Source organism: Streptomyces sp. NPDC051243 (assembly GCF_044455405.1).
In the GTDB taxonomy this organism is placed as follows: Bacteria; Actinomycetota; Actinomycetes; order Streptomycetales; family Streptomycetaceae; genus Streptomyces.
The window spans coordinates 146,446-163,213 of sequence record NZ_JBITES010000015.1 but is presented as its reverse complement, the minus strand read 5'-3'; the positions used below and the strand labels follow the sequence as shown (position 1 = coordinate 163,213).

The window sequence follows — 16,768 nt, the reverse complement described above, 5'->3', positions numbered from 1 at the left end:
TGGTCGGCTCCTGTCCGCAGTGGACGGGGCCGGAAGCCGTTTTCCAACGTTCCGAGAGGTTGTTCGTGTCGGCCAGCACATCCCGTACGCTCCCGCCGGAGATCGCCGAGTCCGTCTCTGTCATGGCTCTTATCGAGCGGGGAAAGGCTGAGGGGCAGATCGCCGGCGACGATGTGCGTCGGGCCTTCGAAGCCGACCAGATTCCGGCCACTCAGTGGAAGAACGTACTGCGCAGCCTCAACCAGATCCTCGAGGAAGAGGGTGTGACGCTGATGGTCAGTGCCGCGGAGCCCAAGCGCACCCGAAAGAGCGTCGCAGCGAAGAGTCCGGCCAAGCGCACCGCCACCAAGACGGTCGCGGCGAAGACGGTGACCACCAAGAAGGCCACCGCCACCGCCACCCCTGCGGCGCCCGCCGCCGAACCCGCCGTCGAGGACGAGGCGCCCAGGAAGGCCGCCGCCAAGAAGGCGACCGCGACCAAGAAGGCGGCCGCCAAGAAGACCGCGGCCACCAAGAAGACGGCCGCGGCCAAGAAGACGACCGCGAAGAAGGACGACGCCGAGCTGCTCGAGGACGAGGTCCTCGAGGACACCAAGGTCGGCGACGAGCCGGAGGGCGCCGAGAGTGCCGGCTTCGTGCTCTCCGACGAGGACGAGGACGACGCGCCCGCGCAGCAGGTCGCCGCGGCCGGTGCCACCGCCGACCCGGTCAAGGACTACCTCAAGCAGATCGGCAAGGTCCCCCTGCTCAACGCCGAGCAGGAGGTCGAGCTCGCCAAGCGCATCGAGGCGGGCCTGTTCGCCGAGGACAAGCTGGCCAACGCCGACAAGCTGGCCCCCAAGCTCAAGCGCGAGCTGGAGATCATCGCCGAGGACGGCCGCCGCGCCAAGAATCACCTGCTGGAGGCCAACCTCCGTCTGGTGGTCTCCCTGGCCAAGCGCTACACCGGCCGCGGCATGCTCTTCCTGGACCTCATCCAGGAGGGCAACCTCGGTCTGATCCGCGCGGTCGAGAAGTTCGACTACACCAAGGGCTACAAGTTCTCCACGTACGCCACCTGGTGGATCCGTCAGGCGATCACCCGCGCCATGGCCGACCAGGCCCGCACCATCCGTATCCCGGTGCACATGGTCGAGGTCATCAACAAGCTCGCGCGTGTGCAGCGCCAGATGCTCCAGGACCTGGGCCGCGAGCCCACCCCGGAGGAGCTGGCCAAGGAACTCGACATGACCCCGGAGAAGGTCATCGAGGTCCAGAAGTACGGCCGCGAGCCCATCTCCCTGCACACCCCGCTGGGCGAGGACGGCGACAGCGAGTTCGGTGACCTCATCGAGGACTCCGAGGCGGTCGTCCCGGCCGACGCGGTCAGCTTCACGCTCCTCCAGGAGCAGCTGCACTCGGTGCTGGACACCCTGTCCGAGCGCGAGGCGGGCGTCGTCTCCATGCGCTTCGGTCTCACCGACGGTCAGCCGAAGACCCTCGACGAGATCGGCAAGGTGTACGGCGTGACGCGTGAGCGCATCCGCCAGATCGAGTCCAAGACCATGTCGAAGCTGCGCCACCCGTCGCGGTCCCAGGTGCTGCGCGACTACCTGGACTGAGTCAGATCCACTCCGGCGCCCCTGACCTGCTTCCCCGCGGGTCGGGGGCGCTTTGGTGTGCCCTCGCCTCAGCCGTCGCGGGCCGCCGGGTGGGCCGTCGGATCAGAGTCAACCTGGTGGCCGCCGCCCCCGCCGGCGATCACCAGCCGCCCGCAACGTCCCCGGGTTCGACGGCGACTTCCGGGACCGGGCCGCCGGGGCGGGGACGTGGGGACGTGGGGACGCGGAACCCGCGGCGTCGGCCTGCGCTTGTGACGTGCTGTTCCGGGTCCTCCTCGTCGGGGGCCTGGTGGCGCGCTACGTCGCCGGGCGGCGGCTTCTTGGCGGTGCACTGCTGGTCTGCGTCCCGCTGATCGACGTCGTACTCATGGGCGCCACCGTCCTTCAGCGTCCGGGACGGCGCGGAACCGACTGTCTGGCACGGCCTCTCCACGCCCGCTCACGAAGGTCCTCGTATACAGCTTGATCCGGCCCGCGGGTGACCACCCTCCGGCCGGCCGGGCACCGCAGCCCGTGCAGGACAAGTCCGAGGTCGGCGGGGCGGGCTGGGCCGGCGTCGTATCGGCGGTCACCGGCGGTGTCCGCTCAGTCGTGGAGGTAGGGCCGGTGCCAGTGGCGTTCGCTGAGGACCTTGGCCCACTCGGCTTCGAGCCGTTCCCGCCTGTCGTCGGGAAGCTCGTCCAGCCTGGGGCGGAGTCCCTCGATGATCTTCGCCACCTCCTGTGGGTCACGCCGGACAGGCAGACCGAGGTGATGGGCGATCGTGCGGAGGGTCATGGCGGTCACCCCAATCCAAGGTGTTCCGCGGACTGCGCTCCCCACCCGCCCGCGTCACGCAGGCCGAGCACAGCGCTCACATGTCCATACTGCGCGACTGCCGACGAGGTCGCGTTCGTACGGCACCCAAGGGCCGGGTCTCCCGAGTGGGGAGCGGGCCTTCGGGCTGTCGCCGCAGGTGCGGGGTGTCGCGGGCTGACTCACTCTGGGTTTTCCACGACCACCCGAGAGTGAGGAGCGCCATGCGTCGTACCTTTGCCCGGGCGCTGGCCGGGCCGCTGGTTCTGGCGGCTGCGGCAGCCGCCGTACCGCTGGTGTCCGCCGCCCCCGCGGCCGCTGACAGTGTCGTCGTCGGCGGGTTTCCGGTCGATGTGTCGCACAGTCCCTGGACCGTGGCGCTGTCCAGCCGTGACCGGTTCGGAGGTACGCGGGCCGGTCAGTTCTGCGTCGGCGTGGCGGTCAGCCGGTCCACCGTCCTCACGGCGGCCCATTGCATGGGCGAGGAGGTCCTCGGGACCACGCCGGACCGACTGAGCGACTTCAGTGTCATCGCGGGCCGCTCGGACCTGCTGTCGAGCGGCGGTCAGGAGATCCGCGTCCGCCGCACCTGGGTGAACCCGGGCTACGACCAGGCCACCAACGCGGGCGACTTCGCCGTGCTCACCCTCGCTCAGCCGCTGCCCGCCGGCGCCGTGATCAGGATGGCGGGCGCCGGCGATCCCGCCTATCTGCCGGGGGCGTCGGCCCTGGTCTACGGGTGGGGGGACGTCACGGGCGCGGGTGACTACGCGCGAGGGCTGCGGGCGGCGCGTGTGCATGTGCTGCCCGACGTTCTGTGCAGAAACGCTTATCCAGGCGGAGGTGAAGGCAGGTACATGGCCGACAGCATGGTCTGTGCCGGGGAGCCGCAGGGTGGGCGGGACGCCTGTCAGGGAGACAGCGGAGGTCCGCTGGTCGCTCAGGGGAAGCTGATCGGGCTGGTGTCCTGGGGCACCGGCTGCGGTCGCGCGGGCAGTCCTGGCGTCTACACGCGGGTGTCCGAGATCGCCCGGGCGCTGCGGTGGAGCGTCCGGGCGCCCGGCAAGGCCTGAGCCGAGCGGGGTATGAGCGCGGGCGGCCGCCCCTGAGGTGAGGGGCGGCCGCCCGTCAACCGGCCTGTGCCGGAGCTGGCTCGTCGTTGATGCGAGGTGTCAGCGCTCTTCGTCGGACGCCGATGCGGGAACGGACGTCAGCCGCTCCGTCTCGTCCTGTATCTCAGCGGCGATCTTCTTGAGTTCCGGCTCGAACTTGCGACCGTGATGGGCGCAGAAGAGCAGCTCTCCGCCGCTGAGCAGGACGACGCGCACGTACGCCTGTGCGCCGCAGCGGTCGCAGCGGTCAGCGGCCGTCAGCGGGCTCGCGGGGGTCAGAACAGTAGTCACGTCGCCTCTTCTCTAGCTCGACGAGCTGTCGTACCAGGGTCAACATCCAACCAGCCCCAAAACGTTCCCGCTCGTGGCTTCACCCTCAGTGAAATTTTTCCGAGGGGGCTGGCTGCTGCCGGCTTGGCGGCGAATGTGCCGTATCGCGTCTCTGTCTTGCTTACGGTTTCGCGCTGTCGGTCAAGGTCAGGTCCTCCCGGCTGGGTTGCCGGTTTGTTCATGAGGACGTGCCCGGAGCCTAAATGGTTCATGCCTGGAAGGGAACGTGATATGTACTTCACCCCATCGAGGGATCGAACACGCATGCGATCCTGGACTAGTCTGTGTTTCGTACGAGGGTGGCGTTACAACGGCTCTACCAGGCCTCGGTACCCTCTTGACGGCTACCGATGCCGCGCCCTTACCCATCAGGGCGTCACCTGAAATTCAGCGAGGAGCGAACCGCGTGACCGCCGAGACGTCCGTGCCGTCCACAGCGCTGCTGGCAGGAGCAGACCGGGACGGTTCCAACTACACCGCGCGGCACCTGCTCGTCCTCGAGGGCCTCGAGGCCGTGCGCAAGCGCCCGGGCATGTACATCGGATCGACCGACAGCCGCGGTCTGATGCACTGCCTGTGGGAGATCATCGACAACTCCGTCGACGAGGCCCTCGGCGGCTACTGCGACCACATCGACGTGATCCTCCACGACGACGGTTCCGTGGAGGTCCGGGACAACGGCCGCGGCATTCCGGTCGACGTCGAGCCCAAGACCGGCCTGTCCGGCGTCGAGGTCGTCATGACCAAGCTGCACGCCGGCGGCAAGTTCGGCGGCGGCTCGTACGCCGCCTCCGGCGGTCTGCACGGTGTCGGCGCGTCCGTGGTGAACGCGCTGTCCGCGCGCCTGGACGTCGAGGTGGACCGGGGTGGGCACACCCACGCCATCAGCTTCCGGCGCGGCGTTCCCGGAGCCTTCGCCGCCGATGGCGCGAACGCCAAGTTCGACGCCAAGAGCGGCCTGCGCAAGGCCAAGAAGATCCCCAAGACCCGCACCGGCACGCGCGTGCGTTACTGGGCCGACCGCCAGATCTTCCTCAAGGACGCCAAGCTCTCCCTGGAGACGCTGCACCAGCGCGCCCGCCAGACCGCGTTCCTGGTGCCCGGCCTGACCATCGTCGTCCGTGACGAGTTCGGCCTCGGCGAGGGCGGCAGTAAGGGCGAGGAGTCCTTCCGCTTCGACGGCGGCATCAGTGAGTTCTGCGAGTACCTCGCCACCGACCGGCCGGTCTGCGACGTCCTGCGCTTCTCCGGCCAGGGCACCTTCAGGGAGACCGTCCCGGTCCTGGACGAGCACGGTCAGATGACCCCGACGCAGGTCACCCGTGAGCTCGACGTCGACGTGGCGCTTCGGTGGGGCACCGGGTACGACACGACCCTGCGGTCCTTCGTGAACATCATCGCCACCCCCAAGGGCGGCACCCACGTCGCGGGCTTCGAGACGGCCGTCACCAGCACGCTGAACGAGGTGCTGCGTGCCAAGAAGCTGCTGCGCGTCGCCGAGGACGACATCGTCAAGGACGACGCCATGGAGGGCCTCACCGCGGTCGTCACCGTGCGCCTCGCCGAGCCGCAGTTCGAGGGCCAGACCAAGGAGGTCCTGGGCACCTCGGCGGCCCGGCGCATCGTGAACACCGTGATCTCCAAGGAGCTCAAGGCGTTCCTGACGTCCACCAAGCGCGACGCCGCCGCACAGGCGCGCGTGGTCCTCGAGAAGGCCGTCGCAGCCGCCCGTACGCGTATCGCGGCCCGCCAGCACAAGGACGCCCAGCGCCGGAAGACGGCCCTGGAGTCCTCGTCGCTGCCCGCCAAGCTCGCCGACTGCCGCAGCGACGACGTGGACCGCAGCGAGCTGTTCATCGTCGAGGGTGACTCCGCGCTCGGCACCGCCAAGCTCGCCCGGAACTCCGAGTTCCAGGCGCTGCTGCCGATCCGCGGCAAGATCCTCAACGTCCAGAAGTCGTCCGTGACCGACATGCTCAAGAACGCCGAGTGCGGTGCGATCATCCAGGTCATAGGGGCGGGGTCCGGACGGACCTTCGACATCGACGCCGCGCGCTACGGCAAGATCATCATGATGACGGACGCCGACGTGGACGGCTCCCACATCCGCACGCTGCTGCTGACGCTGTTCCAGCGCTACATGCGGCCGATGATCGAGGCGGGCCGGGTGTTCGCCGCGGTGCCGCCGCTGCACCGGATCGAACTCGTCCAGCCCAAGAAGGGCCAGGACAAGTACGTGTACACGTACTCGGACCGTGAGCTGCGCGACAAGCTCATGGAGTTCGAGACCAAGGGGATCCGGTACAAGGACTCCATCCAGCGCTACAAGGGTCTCGGCGAGATGGACGCCGACCAGCTGGCCGAGACGACGATGGACCCGCGCCACCGCACGCTGCGCCGGATCACCCTCTCCGATCTGGAGGCCGCCGAGCGGGTCTTCGATCTGCTGATGGGGAACGACGTGGCGCCGCGCAAGGAGTTCATCTCCAGCTCGGCGGCGACGTTGGATCGGTCGCGGATCGACGCGTAGCCGCTGCGCTGGGCTTTGGCCGGGATTCGGCCTCGGCCTCGCCTTCGGCGCTGGTTTTTGTTCCCACCCGCACCGCGCGTGCGGCATTCGTCGCCGGGTGCGGGTGGTCCCGGTGGCGCGTTCTCGCCGTTGGCGGCTTGCGGTGGTACGCGCTATGCGCCTTCGGCGAGTGAATCACCTGATGGGGTGAAGCGCGTTGAGAAGCCAAGTCGGCGATCTTTCCGTTCTGTCCATGCTTGGGCATGTGCTCAAGCGACGGTCGTCCGGGCGAAGCCAGCGGCGCGCGGTACGACGATCCCTGGTACGACGCCCTCGCCTCCGGGTGGGGGGAGTCGGGCGGTACGGACGCCACAGAGGCCGATCCTCCGGTCGCGGGTGACGTGTACCTCGAGGTGCAGCGCAGCGCGGCCTTCCGGGAAGTGCGGAGCCGGTATCGGAGGTTCGTCGTTCCGGCGGTCGCCGGGTTCCTGTCCTGGTACGTGGCGTACGTCGTGGCCGCCACGACCGCACCGGGGTTGATGGCCCGTCCCGTCGTGGGTGCCGTGAACGTCGCGATGGTCGCGGGGTTCGGGCAGTTCCTCACCACCTTCCTGTTCACCTGGGCCTACGCCCGCCACGCACGGCTGCGCCGGGACCAAGCCGCGCTCGAACTGCGCTGGGACACCCAGGAGTTGACGCGCGTCACACAGGGCGGTGCCTCGTGACGGACGACCACCAGGCCCTGGCCCTGCTGCTGTTCGGTGTTTTCGTGGCGATCACGCTGGCCATCACGACGTGGGTGAGCCGCAAACGGCGTGGTTCGGCGGAGGAGTTCTACGCGGGCGGGCGCCTCTTCACGCCCATGGAGAATGGTTTTGCCATCGCCGGTGACTACATGTCGGCAGCCTCCTTCCTCGGCATCTCCGGGCTCATCGCGCTGTTCGGCTACGACGGGATGCTGTACTCGGTGGGCTTCCTCGTGGCCTGGCTGGTGGTGCTGTTCCTCGTCGCCGAACTGGTCCGCAACTGCGGGCGGTTCACACTCGCCGATGTCGTCGCCGCGCGGATGCGGGAGCGCCCGGTGCGGATCGCCACGGGAACTTCCTCGGTCACCGTGTCCGTTCTGTATCTGGTGGCGCAGATGGTGGGTGCGGGCACCCTGGTCGCACTCCTGCTCGGGGGCACGAGCGAGGCGGCGCGGGCCTGGACCGTCATCGGCGTCGGCGCGCTCATGGTGATCTATGTGTCGTTGGGAAAGATGCGGGCCACCACCTGGATCCAGATCGTCAAGTCGGTCCTGCTGCTCGGCGGTACCGTCGCGTTGACCGCGCTCGTCCTGGTGCGCTTCCACGGCGACTTCGACCGGCTGCTGCTCACGGCGGCCGAGCGCAGCGGTCACGGTGACGCGTTCCTGGCGCCCGGGCTGAAGTACGGCGGTGACTGGACGGCCCGCTTCGACTTCATCAGCCTCGGCCTGGCGCTGGTGCTGGGCACCGCCGGGCTGCCGCACATCCTGTCCCGCTTCTTCACCGTGCCGACCGCCCGCGCGGCACGGCGTTCCGTGGTCTGGGCGATCGGGCTCATCGGCGGCTTCTACCTCATGACCATCGTGCTGGGCTTCGGCGCGGCCGCGATCATCGGGCCCGAGGCGCTGCGCGCGTCGAACGCGGCCGGGAACACGGCGGTGCCGCTGCTCGCCCTCGATCTCGGCGGCGGCGCGGCTTCCACGGGAGGAACGGTTCTCTTCGCCCTCGTCGGGGCCATCGCCTTCGCCACGATCCTCGCGGTGGTCGCCGGAATCACCCTCTCCTCCTCGGCCTCCGTCGCCCACGACCTGTACGCCTCCCTACGGCGCCGGCGCGCCCAGCCCCGCAGCGAGGTGGCCGTGGCACGTGTCGCGGCGGTCGGCATCGGCGTGGTGGCGATCGCCCTCGGACTGCTGGCCCGCGACCTCAACGTCGCTTTCCTGGTGGGCCTCGCCTTCGCCGTCGCCGCGTCCGCCAACCTTCCGGTGCTGCTCTACTCGCTGTTCTGGCGGGACTTCACCACGCGCGGCGCCGTATGGGCCGTGTACGGCGGCCTGGTCCCGGCCGTGCTGCTCGTGCTGCTGTCGCCAGTGGTGTCGGGCAGCCCCGACTCACTGTTCCCCGGAGTCGACTTCCAGTACTTCCCCCTGCAGAACCCCGGCCTCGTCTCGATCCCCCTGGGCTTCGTCGCCGGCTGGCTCGGCACTCTCACCTCGGCCGAGGTCCCCGACGAGGCCAAGCACGCGGAGACCGAGGTGCGGGCGCTGACGGGGGCGGGGGCGGTCTAGGGCAGCGGCGCCTTCACCGTCGTACGACTTCCCTGCCGGCGGTGGTTGAGGCGGCCCGTGCCACGGCCTGGCTGAAGCGGTCCGCGTCACGGTCTGATTGAAGCGAACCGCGCCACGGCTTGGCTGAAGCGGCCCGCGTCACTGCCTGGTTGAGGCGACTCGCGAGACCGTCGAGCCGTCGGCTGACGTTTGGGCGGTCCGCATCCGTATGAAGGGGCAGGCACGGTTCCTTCCCCCGCCCCCACGGGCCGTGCCTCAGGCGCGGGTCGCCCACACGTAACGGTGTTCCGGGCGACCCGCGTCACCGTACTTCAGGGTGAGGCGGGCCCGCCCCGTGCGCTCCAGGAGCTTGAGATAGCGCTGGGCGGTCTGGCGGCTCACCCCGGTCCGCTCGGCGATCTCCTGGGCCGACAGGGGGCCTTCGGCGTTCATCAGGGAGCGGCGTACGAGTTCCGCGGTGGTGGGGGAGTGGCCCTTGGGCAGGTCGGGCTCCGAGGGGGCCGACAGGGCGCCGAAGATGCGGTCCACCTCGGCCTGTTCCGCCTCGCCGCCGCCGTCGAGGGTGCGGCGCAGCTCCGCGTACGCCTCAAGCTTGGCGCGCAGTCCGGCGAAGGCGAACGGCTTGACCAGGTACTGCAGCGCGCCGTACCGCATCGCCGCCTGCACCGTCGACACGTCCCGCGCCGCCGTCACCATGATCACGTCGGTCTGGTGGCCGCGTCGCCGCATCTCCTGGACGACCGACAGTCCCGTCTCGTCGGGCAGATAGTGGTCCATGAGGACCAGGTCCAACTGGGGCAGCTCCTCCACATGGCGCAGCGCCTCGGCCGCGTTGTGCGCCTCACCGGCGACGTGGAAGCCCGGCACCTTCTCGACGTAGGCGGCGTTGACCCGCGCGACGCGCGTGTCGTCGTCCACGACCAGGACCTCGATCATCGCGACTCCTCCTCGGCGACGGACTGCGCAGCTGACGGCACGGTGAGGGCGGGCTGCAGGTCCGGTTCGGCCAGCGCCTCGGGCAGGACGACGGCGAACTCCGCGCCCCCGCCGGCCGCATCGCCCACCGTCGCGGTGCCGCCCTGCCGTTCCGCCAGCCTGCGCACCAGGGAGAGCCCGATGCCGCGCTCGCGGTGGGCCGGGCGCTGCTTGGTGGACCACCCCTCGGTGAAGATCAACTCGCGCTGCTCCTCGGGGATTCCCGGCCCTGTGTCGCGCACCCTGAGGATCGCGGTGCGCCCCTCGGCGCGCAGTTCGACCTCCACGCGCGCGTGCGGCGTGCCCGCGACGGCGTCCAGCGCGTTGTCCACGAGGTTGCCGACGACGGTGACGAGCCCCCTCGGGTCGATCAGCCGGTCCGGAAGCCCGGTCCGGTCCGCCAGGCGCAGTGCGACGCCGCGCTCGGCCGCCACGGTCGCCTTGCCGACCAGCAGGGCCGCCAGCAGCGGGTCCTGGATCTTCTCGGCGACCTGCTCGGCGGTGGCCCGGTGATCGCCGACCACCTCGCCGACGAACTCCACGGCGTCGTCGTACATCTCCAGCTCGAGCAGCCCGAGGAGCGTGTGCATGCGGTTGGCGTGCTCATGGTCCTGGGCGCGCAGGGCGTCGATCAGGCCGCGCGTCGAGTCGAGCTCCCGGCCGAGCTGCTCCAGCTCGGTGCGGTCGCGCAGGGTGGCGACGGCGCCGCCGTCGTCGGTGGGCATGCGGTTGGCGACCAGGACGCGCTGGCCACGGACCGTGAGCAGATCGGTGCCGGTCACCCGGCCCGCCAGCACGTCGGTCGTACGGCCCTCGCCGAGCGCCTCGTCGAGGGAGCGGCCGACGGCCTCGTCACCGATGCCGAGCAGGCGCCGCGCCTCGTCGTTGAGGAGACGGATACGGCCGCCACGGTCCAGGGCGACCACACCCTCCCGGATGCCGTGCAGCATCGCCTCGCGCTCCGAGAGCAGCGCCGAGATGTCGGAGAAGGCCAGGTCACGGGTCTGCCGCTGGACCCGGCGGGAGATGAGCCAGGCGGCCAGCGCGCCGACGGCCAGGGCGCCGCCCGCGTACGCGAACAGCCCCGGGATGGCGTGCAGCAGCCGGGCCCGCACGCTGTCGTACGCGATCCCGACCGACACCGCCCCGATGATCTTCCCCTCCCCGTCGCGCAACGGCACCTTCCCGCGTGCGGTCCGGCCCAGGGTGCCGCTGTCGATCTGCATGACCTCGTGGCCGGCGAGGGCCTGGCCCGGGTCGGTCGAGACGCGCCTGCCGATCTCGCTCGCCGTGGGGTGGGACCAGCGCACCCCACGCCGGTCCATCACGACGATGTACTCGGCCTTGGTCGCCTCTCGGATCCGCTCCGCCTCCCGCTGAACCGGGCCGCCGGCCGTCGCGGGCGTGTTCACCAGATCCTCGGCGATCTGCGGCTGGGCCGCCGTGGTCTGGGCGATCGACAGCGCGCGGCGCATCGCCTGGTCGTCCAGCTGGTCGCTCAGCGGAGCGAGGAACAGTCCGGTCGCGAGCACCGCGACTCCCGCGGCGATCGCCACCTGCATCAGCAACACCTGCGCGAACATCTGCCGGGGCAGACCGAGGCGCAGGCGGCGGGCGGGGGGAGAGGGGCTCATACCCATGACGGTACGTGGGTGCGCGGTAGCCCCGTAGAGGGGTGTGGTGTGGATCTCCTGATCGACGGCGCGGACGGGTTGTCCGGCCGTCTGTACATCCAGGAGCCGTATTCAGCGGGGCCCTGTATCCAGCGCCACCGGCGTGCGCGGGCGGGGTCAGCTCGCGAGCGCCGTGGCCATCGTCAGCTCGCGCACCGCTACGACGTCCATCCGCGCGGGCGAGCCGAGCGCCGACCCGCAGCTCTCGGGTCGGGGCGGCAGCGAGGTGCTCTGCGCCACGCCGACCCGCCAGTGGCGCCCGTCCCTGTGGGCGACGGTCACCTCCCACCGGGGGGCCGCGCCGTCCGTCCGTACGACGCTCAGCGCCTGGGCGGCGTCCTCGCCGGTGGCTCGGCGCACGGCCAGCTCGGCGGCCTGTCCCGGCCGCTCCCACGCCGAGTTCCCGCGGCAGCCGTCGACGACGATCCGGCCGTCCCGGACGCTGTGCAGGACCTCCTTGACGGCGTGGGCCTCAGCCCTGCCGTAGGCGTAGCCGTACGGCAGCACGAGCAGCGTCGGTGAGAACCGGTGTCCACCCAGATGGGTGACCTCCCAGACGCCTTCGACGCCGGAAGCGGCGAGCTCGGCCGCGAGAGGGCGGCCGAGGAGCGCGCAGCAGCGGTCCCGCTTGCCGTTGGTGCAGACGAGGGCGAGCGGATCGCCTGTGTGCGGCCGCCCCTGGAGGACCGAGCCGAAGGTGTGGGGGTCGCCCATGCCCAGCGCGGCGAAGTCCAGGTCGAGCAACCGCCGCGGGTCGCGCGTCGTGGCGGCGTGCAGCCAGACGTTGCCGGGGACGGTGTGAGCCACGTAGACCCTGCGCTCGGCGGGGACTCCGCAGTCGGCGTGCCGGCCGGGACGGCGGATCAGGGCGACGCGCACGCCCGTGCCCTTCGCCGCGGCCTCCAGGGCGCGGCCCAGCTCGGGATCCAGGTGGCTCTGGGTGAGCGCCTGGGCACCCCACGGACCGGCCTGCTCCAGCAGCAGCCAGGTCGTTGCGGTCGCCGCGGTTCCCGCGATGGGCTCGTCGAGGTCCTGCGAGACAGTTGAGCACGTACTCACAAAGGTGAGCCTAACCTGACTTGGGTAGGGCCGGCTTGCCGAGGGGGCTGCGGGAGGCTTCTGTCCCGCTGCGGCAGCGTTCGGCCGTCCTGTCGCGGCAGCGCCCGGTGTGTCCTACTCCGGGAGGGGCCGAGGCGGCTTCGGGCCCGTGTAGTGCCCGCTCGGCCGTATGCGCAGCGGGCGCTCGCCGTACTCCTCCAGGGCGTGGGCGATCCAGCCCGCCGTGCGGGCAACGGCGAAGATCGTCTCGCCTGCCGTGGAGGGCATGGAGGAGGAGGTCGTGAACACGGCCAGGGCCAAGTCGACATTGGCGTGCAGCGGGGTGTGGCGGGCGGCCGTGGCGACCATGTCGCGGGCCGCGGCGAGGGCGGGCGCGCAGTGGGGGATCTCCTCCAGGAGTTCGAACAGGACACGCGCGCGTGGATCCTCGCCGGGGTAGAGCCGGTGCCCGAGCCCCGGGATGCGCCGGCCTGCTCGCAGCTCCTCCGCGATCACGGGACCCGCGTCGCCCCGGTCGAGCACCTCCATGATGAGCTTGTGGGCGAGGCCGCTGGCCGCGCCGTGCAGGGGGCCCTCGATCACTCCGAGCCCGGCGGAGACGGCCGCGTAGGCATGTGCGCGGGCCGACGCGGCGATACGTACGGCGAGCGTCGATGCGGCCAGGTCGTGATCGACGAGTAGCCCGAGTGCTGTGTCCAGCACCCGCAGTGCCGCCTCGTCGGCGGGCCGCCCACTCAGCCCTCGCCACAGACGTTGCGCGACTGAACCCTGGTCGCGATAGGTGAACCCCGCGGGCGTCAGGGCGGCGACGAGGGTCGGGATGAGAGTGCGGGCGGTGCCGACGACGGCTTCCTCGGAGAGGTCGAAGCGCAGCGGGTCCGCCGCCGCGGCGGCGACCGCCGCGACTCGCAACCGGTCGGTGGGGCCGCTGTGTTCGGGCAGGGCGTCGACGGCGCGGCGGGCAGCGGCGACGGAGCCGTCGGGGGCGGCGAAGGTGACGCCGCGGCGCAACCGGCCGGTCCACAGCCACTCGGCGACCTCTTCGTAGGAGTGCCGGGTGGCCAGTTCGGTCGCGTCGACACCTCGGAAGTAGTAGCGGTCGGTGTCGATGAATGTGAGGCGGGTCCGCACGGACAGCTCGCCGCCGGATCCCGAACCGCCCGTGCTCTCCCGCCTGTTGCGCCGGGCGAGCGCCTCGACCTCCTGTGCGTCGAAGGTGCTGCCCCGGCCGGCGGGCGCGCGGCGGCTGCTGAGGTGACCGCGGCTCACGTATGCGTACACGGTCTCGGGCTTCACGCCGAGCAGCTCGGCGGCCTCCTGAGTGGTCAGCCGTCGTCCCCCGGGGCCGGATTCTTGATCGCGCATGGGGTCACCGTATCCAGGAGAGGGGACATTGATCCCTGTATTGATTCAATCAATATTGACAGAGGAATAGTCAAGCATAGACAGTCTAATCAAGTTCAGGGAGGAATCATGTCCGTCAACAGGTCAGCAGCCACGCTCGTCGACGTGCCGCGTGGACTCGCGGGTGTCGTCGTCACCGACACCGAGGTCGGCGACGTCCGGGGGCTTGAGGGCTTCTACCACTACCGCCAGTACTCGGCTGTCGAGCTCGCGCAGACCCGCCCGTTCGAGGATGTCTGGCATCTCCTTGTCCAGGGTGATTTGCCGGACCCCTCACGCGCAGCGGCCTTCGCGGCCGAGACTGCCGCGCTCAGGCGGCTGCCCGACGAGGTGTGGGCGGCCCTGCCCGCCATCGCGGCGGCGAGCGGTCGGTCCGGCCCGCTGGCCGGCCTGCGTACCGCGCTGTCCCTGCTCGGCGCGGCGAACGGCTTTCGGCCGGTGTACGACATCGACGCCGACGAGCGCCGCCGGGACACCCTCGTCGCGGCCGCGGCCGTACCCGTTCTGCTCACCGCGTTGCACCGGCTGGGCAGCGGACTTGATCCTGTCGAGCCGCGTGAGGATCTGCCGTACGCGGCGAACTACCTGTACATGTTGACGGGTTCAGAACCCGACCCGGAGCGTGCGCGGGCGATCGAGCAATACTTGATCTCGACCATCGACCATGGCTTCAATGCGTCAACCTTCACGGGGCGCGTCATCGCATCCACGGGCGCGGACGTGGCGGCCTGCCTTGTCGGTGCCGTGGGTGCGCTGTCGGGGCCGCTGCACGGTGGTGCGCCCAGTCGTGCGCTGGACACGCTGGACGCGATAGGCGCTCCCGACAGCATCGATGCCTGGATCCGTGAACGCGTCCTCGCCGGCGACCGCATCATGGGCTTCGGCCACCCGGTCTACCGCACCGAGGATCCCCGCTCCCGGATGCTCCGGGAGATCGCTCGGACCTTCGGCGGCCCACGCGTCGAGTTCGCGGTGGAGGTCGAACGCCGCGTGGAGGCGATCCTCGCCGAACTGAAGCCCGGCCGCGAGCTCCACACCAACGTCGAGTTCTACGCCGGCGTGGTCATGGAACTCTGCGGTCTGCCGCGCGAGATGTTCACACCTACGTTCGCCGCGGCGCGGGTCGTGGGCTGGAGTGCCAACATCCTGGAGCAGGCACAGGACTCGAAGATCATCAGGCCGGTGGCGCGGTATGTGGGGCCGGGGGCGCCGGTGGGCGTGCCGCCGATGGCCTGAGGCAGGTCCGGCCCCCAGCACTCCTTGGTCACCGGTCCCCCCCCGATTAGCCGGTAACCGGTCGTCGCGTGATGTACGGCGCTGGGGGTGGCGTCACCTCCTGAGGAGTCCTTGGACCGCGTCGATCGCGGCACGTACCGCTTCGATTCCGGCGCCCTGCCGGCGGCTGAGCCGGAGAATCTCACCAGAGGTGCCCTCGGCCAGCCTCGTCGCGAAGTCGTCGGGCAGCGCGGTCCTCTCGTACGCCTCGATCGCCGCAACAACGGTGTCCATCGGAATGGACGACGCTTTGGCGGCTTGCTTGATCCGCCTGCGCAGTTCGGCGAGGTCGTCCATGTCGGTCTTGGTGGCGGACAGGGTCGCCAGTCTGTCGATCTCGACGGCCGCCTCGTCGAGCAGGATGTCGATGGGCGCGTGACGTTGGGCCTGCTTGTCGCGTCGGTGGTGGAGGATCGTGACGATCACACCGAGCAGAGCCACGACCAGGCTGATGCCGGCGAAGACCGCGGCCCACGTCCACGAGCTGTTCAAGCCGCCCTCGGCGGTGCCCGCGGCGTTCAGCAGCGTGTAGGCCGGGTGAGCGTCCGGGATGTGCTCCCTCGGGGAAGGCGCCGTCGTCGACGCCGCAGCGCGCGTACCGGTCACGGCGGCGCTGTGAGTCGACATGGCGGCGGCACTGGGCGCGTGCGACAGCAGCAGGGCCGCCCCGAGCGCGAGCGATCCGGCCAACCGGCTCACCCATACGGGCAGAGAACGCCTCGGAGTCGTGCTGCGGGGGAAGGTGTCGGTGCAGCTGGGGGCGGTGCTGGGGGGTGATGGATGGGGCGTCGGTGCGCAACTGGCCATCCGGGAAGTGGGATCCTTGATCTGCACTGGACTGGCTCCTGGTACGGGAGATGCCGGTGTACTCCCGCCGCTCCCCGTCAGGCGTAGGAAACCTGGGGAGCGGCGGCTGCCGTTCGGCGCGGCAAGGCAGCGGGAGAAGTTCGCGACCGAGCCTGCTGTGGTTCTTGGTCCCGGCGCCGTCGTGAGGCTACGGCTTGCGGAGTCCGAAGCGAGGTGCGCGGGTTCGCTCGGTCGCTTCGGTGAGCGGCGAGGACAAACGGGCGCACGTGATCACCTCAGTGGAGCCCGCCTGGGGCCACTGGTGAGGAGTTGGTGGATCAGGCATGGTTCTCGAGCGGCGATTCACCGACGACCATCACTGCCCTGCCGTCGCCGGCGGGTGGCACGGTAGCGGGTCCGAGGCGCCGGTGAAGGTGCCGCGGGCAGCCTGAGAACGCGTGCGGCCTGGTGCCGTTCCGGCGCCAGGCCTCATCGGTGGGGATCGAGCAGTGACGGGGTGCCGGCTGCTCGCCGGGTGGCCCGGCTCGCTCAACGGTGGCGCGCGGCCGGGGAGTGTGACGGTACGGTCTGGGGTGGACGCGTGCCCGTGCGGTGGACCTAAGCGTCGGGGATGTCCTGCTTGGCGCGGATGAGAGTCTCGCGGCTGACGATGACGATGCGCTCGTAGTCGGCGCGGGAGGCGTCGGCGGGGAGTTCACGCTCGAGCGCCTCGGTGGCCTCGGTGCCGATCACGGCGAAGTTGCCGTCACTCAGCTCGAACACGTCTGGGCAGTTGGCTCCCGAGGCACTGCCCCGGGCGCTGGGAGGCACACCAATGCGGCGCACGATCTTCAAGGTGCTTCCGATCCTTATGAAGGGTTTCGTGGACGGAAGCACGTTACTGGGATTCCCGAGGTGTGTCGGTAAAGTGGCGC

At 70.3% G+C, this 16,768-nt stretch carries 14 protein-coding genes; 6 read left to right on the top strand and 8 right to left on the bottom strand.

The features are described 5' to 3' along the window. The first annotated feature begins 65 nt into the window (after positions 1-65). Positions 66-1,601, top strand: coding sequence for an RNA polymerase sigma factor (locus ACIBAG_RS33855; RefSeq protein WP_399110456.1), 1,536 nt, complete (start codon positions 66-68; stop codon positions 1,599-1,601). A gap of 585 nt (positions 1,602-2,186) precedes the next feature. Here the strand turns inward: ACIBAG_RS33855 and ACIBAG_RS33850 are convergent. After that, on the bottom strand, positions 2,187-2,378 hold the full coding sequence (locus ACIBAG_RS33850) for a hypothetical protein (RefSeq protein WP_399110454.1): 192 nt from the start codon (positions 2,376-2,378) through the stop codon (positions 2,187-2,189). Between the two features lie 242 nt (positions 2,379-2,620). On the opposite strand from ACIBAG_RS33850, the gene ACIBAG_RS33845 reads away from it, so the two are divergent. Then, a complete protein-coding gene (locus tag ACIBAG_RS33845; protein ID WP_399110452.1) occupies positions 2,621-3,469 on the top strand; it encodes a serine protease in 849 nt (282 codons plus the stop codon). Positions 3,470-3,568: 99 nt separating this feature from the next. On the opposite strand, the gene ACIBAG_RS33840 is transcribed toward ACIBAG_RS33845, so the two are convergent. After that, complete coding sequence (locus ACIBAG_RS33840) at positions 3,569-3,799, bottom strand: hypothetical protein (RefSeq protein WP_380865525.1); 231 nt, start codon at positions 3,797-3,799, stop codon at positions 3,569-3,571. Positions 3,800-4,244: 445 nt separating this feature from the next. Between ACIBAG_RS33840 and ACIBAG_RS33835 the strand changes: the two genes are divergently transcribed. From ACIBAG_RS33835 to ACIBAG_RS33825, 3 genes are all read left to right on the top strand, one after another. Continuing rightward, entirely contained in the window at positions 4,245-6,368 is a 2,124-nt protein-coding gene (locus tag ACIBAG_RS33835; protein WP_399110450.1) for a type IIA DNA topoisomerase subunit B, read from the top strand. 242 nt (positions 6,369-6,610) lie between these two features. Then, a complete protein-coding gene (locus tag ACIBAG_RS33830; RefSeq protein WP_399110448.1) occupies positions 6,611-7,072 on the top strand; it encodes a DUF485 domain-containing protein in 462 nt (153 codons plus the stop codon). Next, positions 7,069-8,661, top strand: coding sequence for a cation acetate symporter (locus tag ACIBAG_RS33825; RefSeq protein ID WP_399110446.1), 1,593 nt, complete (start codon positions 7,069-7,071; stop codon positions 8,659-8,661). The genes ACIBAG_RS33830 and ACIBAG_RS33825 overlap by 4 nt, the downstream gene beginning before the upstream one ends. Positions 8,662-8,916: 255 nt before the next feature. Here the strand turns inward: ACIBAG_RS33825 and ACIBAG_RS33820 are convergent, their stop codons facing one another. The 4 genes from ACIBAG_RS33820 to ACIBAG_RS33805 form a co-directional block, all read right to left on the bottom strand. Further along, complete coding sequence (locus ACIBAG_RS33820) at positions 8,917-9,597, bottom strand: response regulator (protein WP_399110444.1); 681 nt, start codon at positions 9,595-9,597, stop codon at positions 8,917-8,919. Then, positions 9,594-11,270, bottom strand: a complete 1,677-nt coding sequence (locus ACIBAG_RS33815) for an ATP-binding protein (protein ID WP_399110442.1) — start codon at positions 11,268-11,270, stop codon at positions 9,594-9,596. Before ACIBAG_RS33815 ends, ACIBAG_RS33820 begins: the two co-directional genes overlap by 4 nt. Before the next feature lie 156 nt (positions 11,271-11,426). Next, positions 11,427-12,368 (bottom strand): sucrase ferredoxin, encoded by a 942-nt coding sequence (locus ACIBAG_RS33810; protein ID WP_399110440.1) that lies wholly within the window; start codon positions 12,366-12,368, stop codon positions 11,427-11,429. Between the two features lie 114 nt (positions 12,369-12,482). Next, positions 12,483-13,733: a citrate synthase family protein gene (locus tag ACIBAG_RS33805; RefSeq protein WP_399110439.1), complete on the bottom strand. Its 1,251-nt coding sequence runs from the start codon at positions 13,731-13,733 to the stop codon at positions 12,483-12,485. Positions 13,734-13,841: 108 nt separating this feature from the next. On the opposite strand from ACIBAG_RS33805, the gene ACIBAG_RS33800 reads away from it, so the two are divergent. Beyond that, complete coding sequence (locus tag ACIBAG_RS33800) at positions 13,842-15,008, top strand: citrate synthase/methylcitrate synthase (protein WP_399110437.1); 1,167 nt, start codon at positions 13,842-13,844, stop codon at positions 15,006-15,008. A gap of 93 nt (positions 15,009-15,101) precedes the next feature. On the opposite strand, the gene ACIBAG_RS33795 is transcribed toward ACIBAG_RS33800, so the two are convergent. After that, positions 15,102-15,737 (bottom strand): hypothetical protein, encoded by a 636-nt coding sequence (locus ACIBAG_RS33795; RefSeq protein ID WP_399110435.1) that lies wholly within the window; start codon positions 15,735-15,737, stop codon positions 15,102-15,104. 714 nt (positions 15,738-16,451) lie between these two features. Next, positions 16,452-16,688, bottom strand: coding sequence for a hypothetical protein (locus ACIBAG_RS33790; RefSeq protein ID WP_399110433.1), 237 nt, complete (start codon positions 16,686-16,688; stop codon positions 16,452-16,454). Positions 16,689-16,768 lie beyond the last annotated feature (80 nt).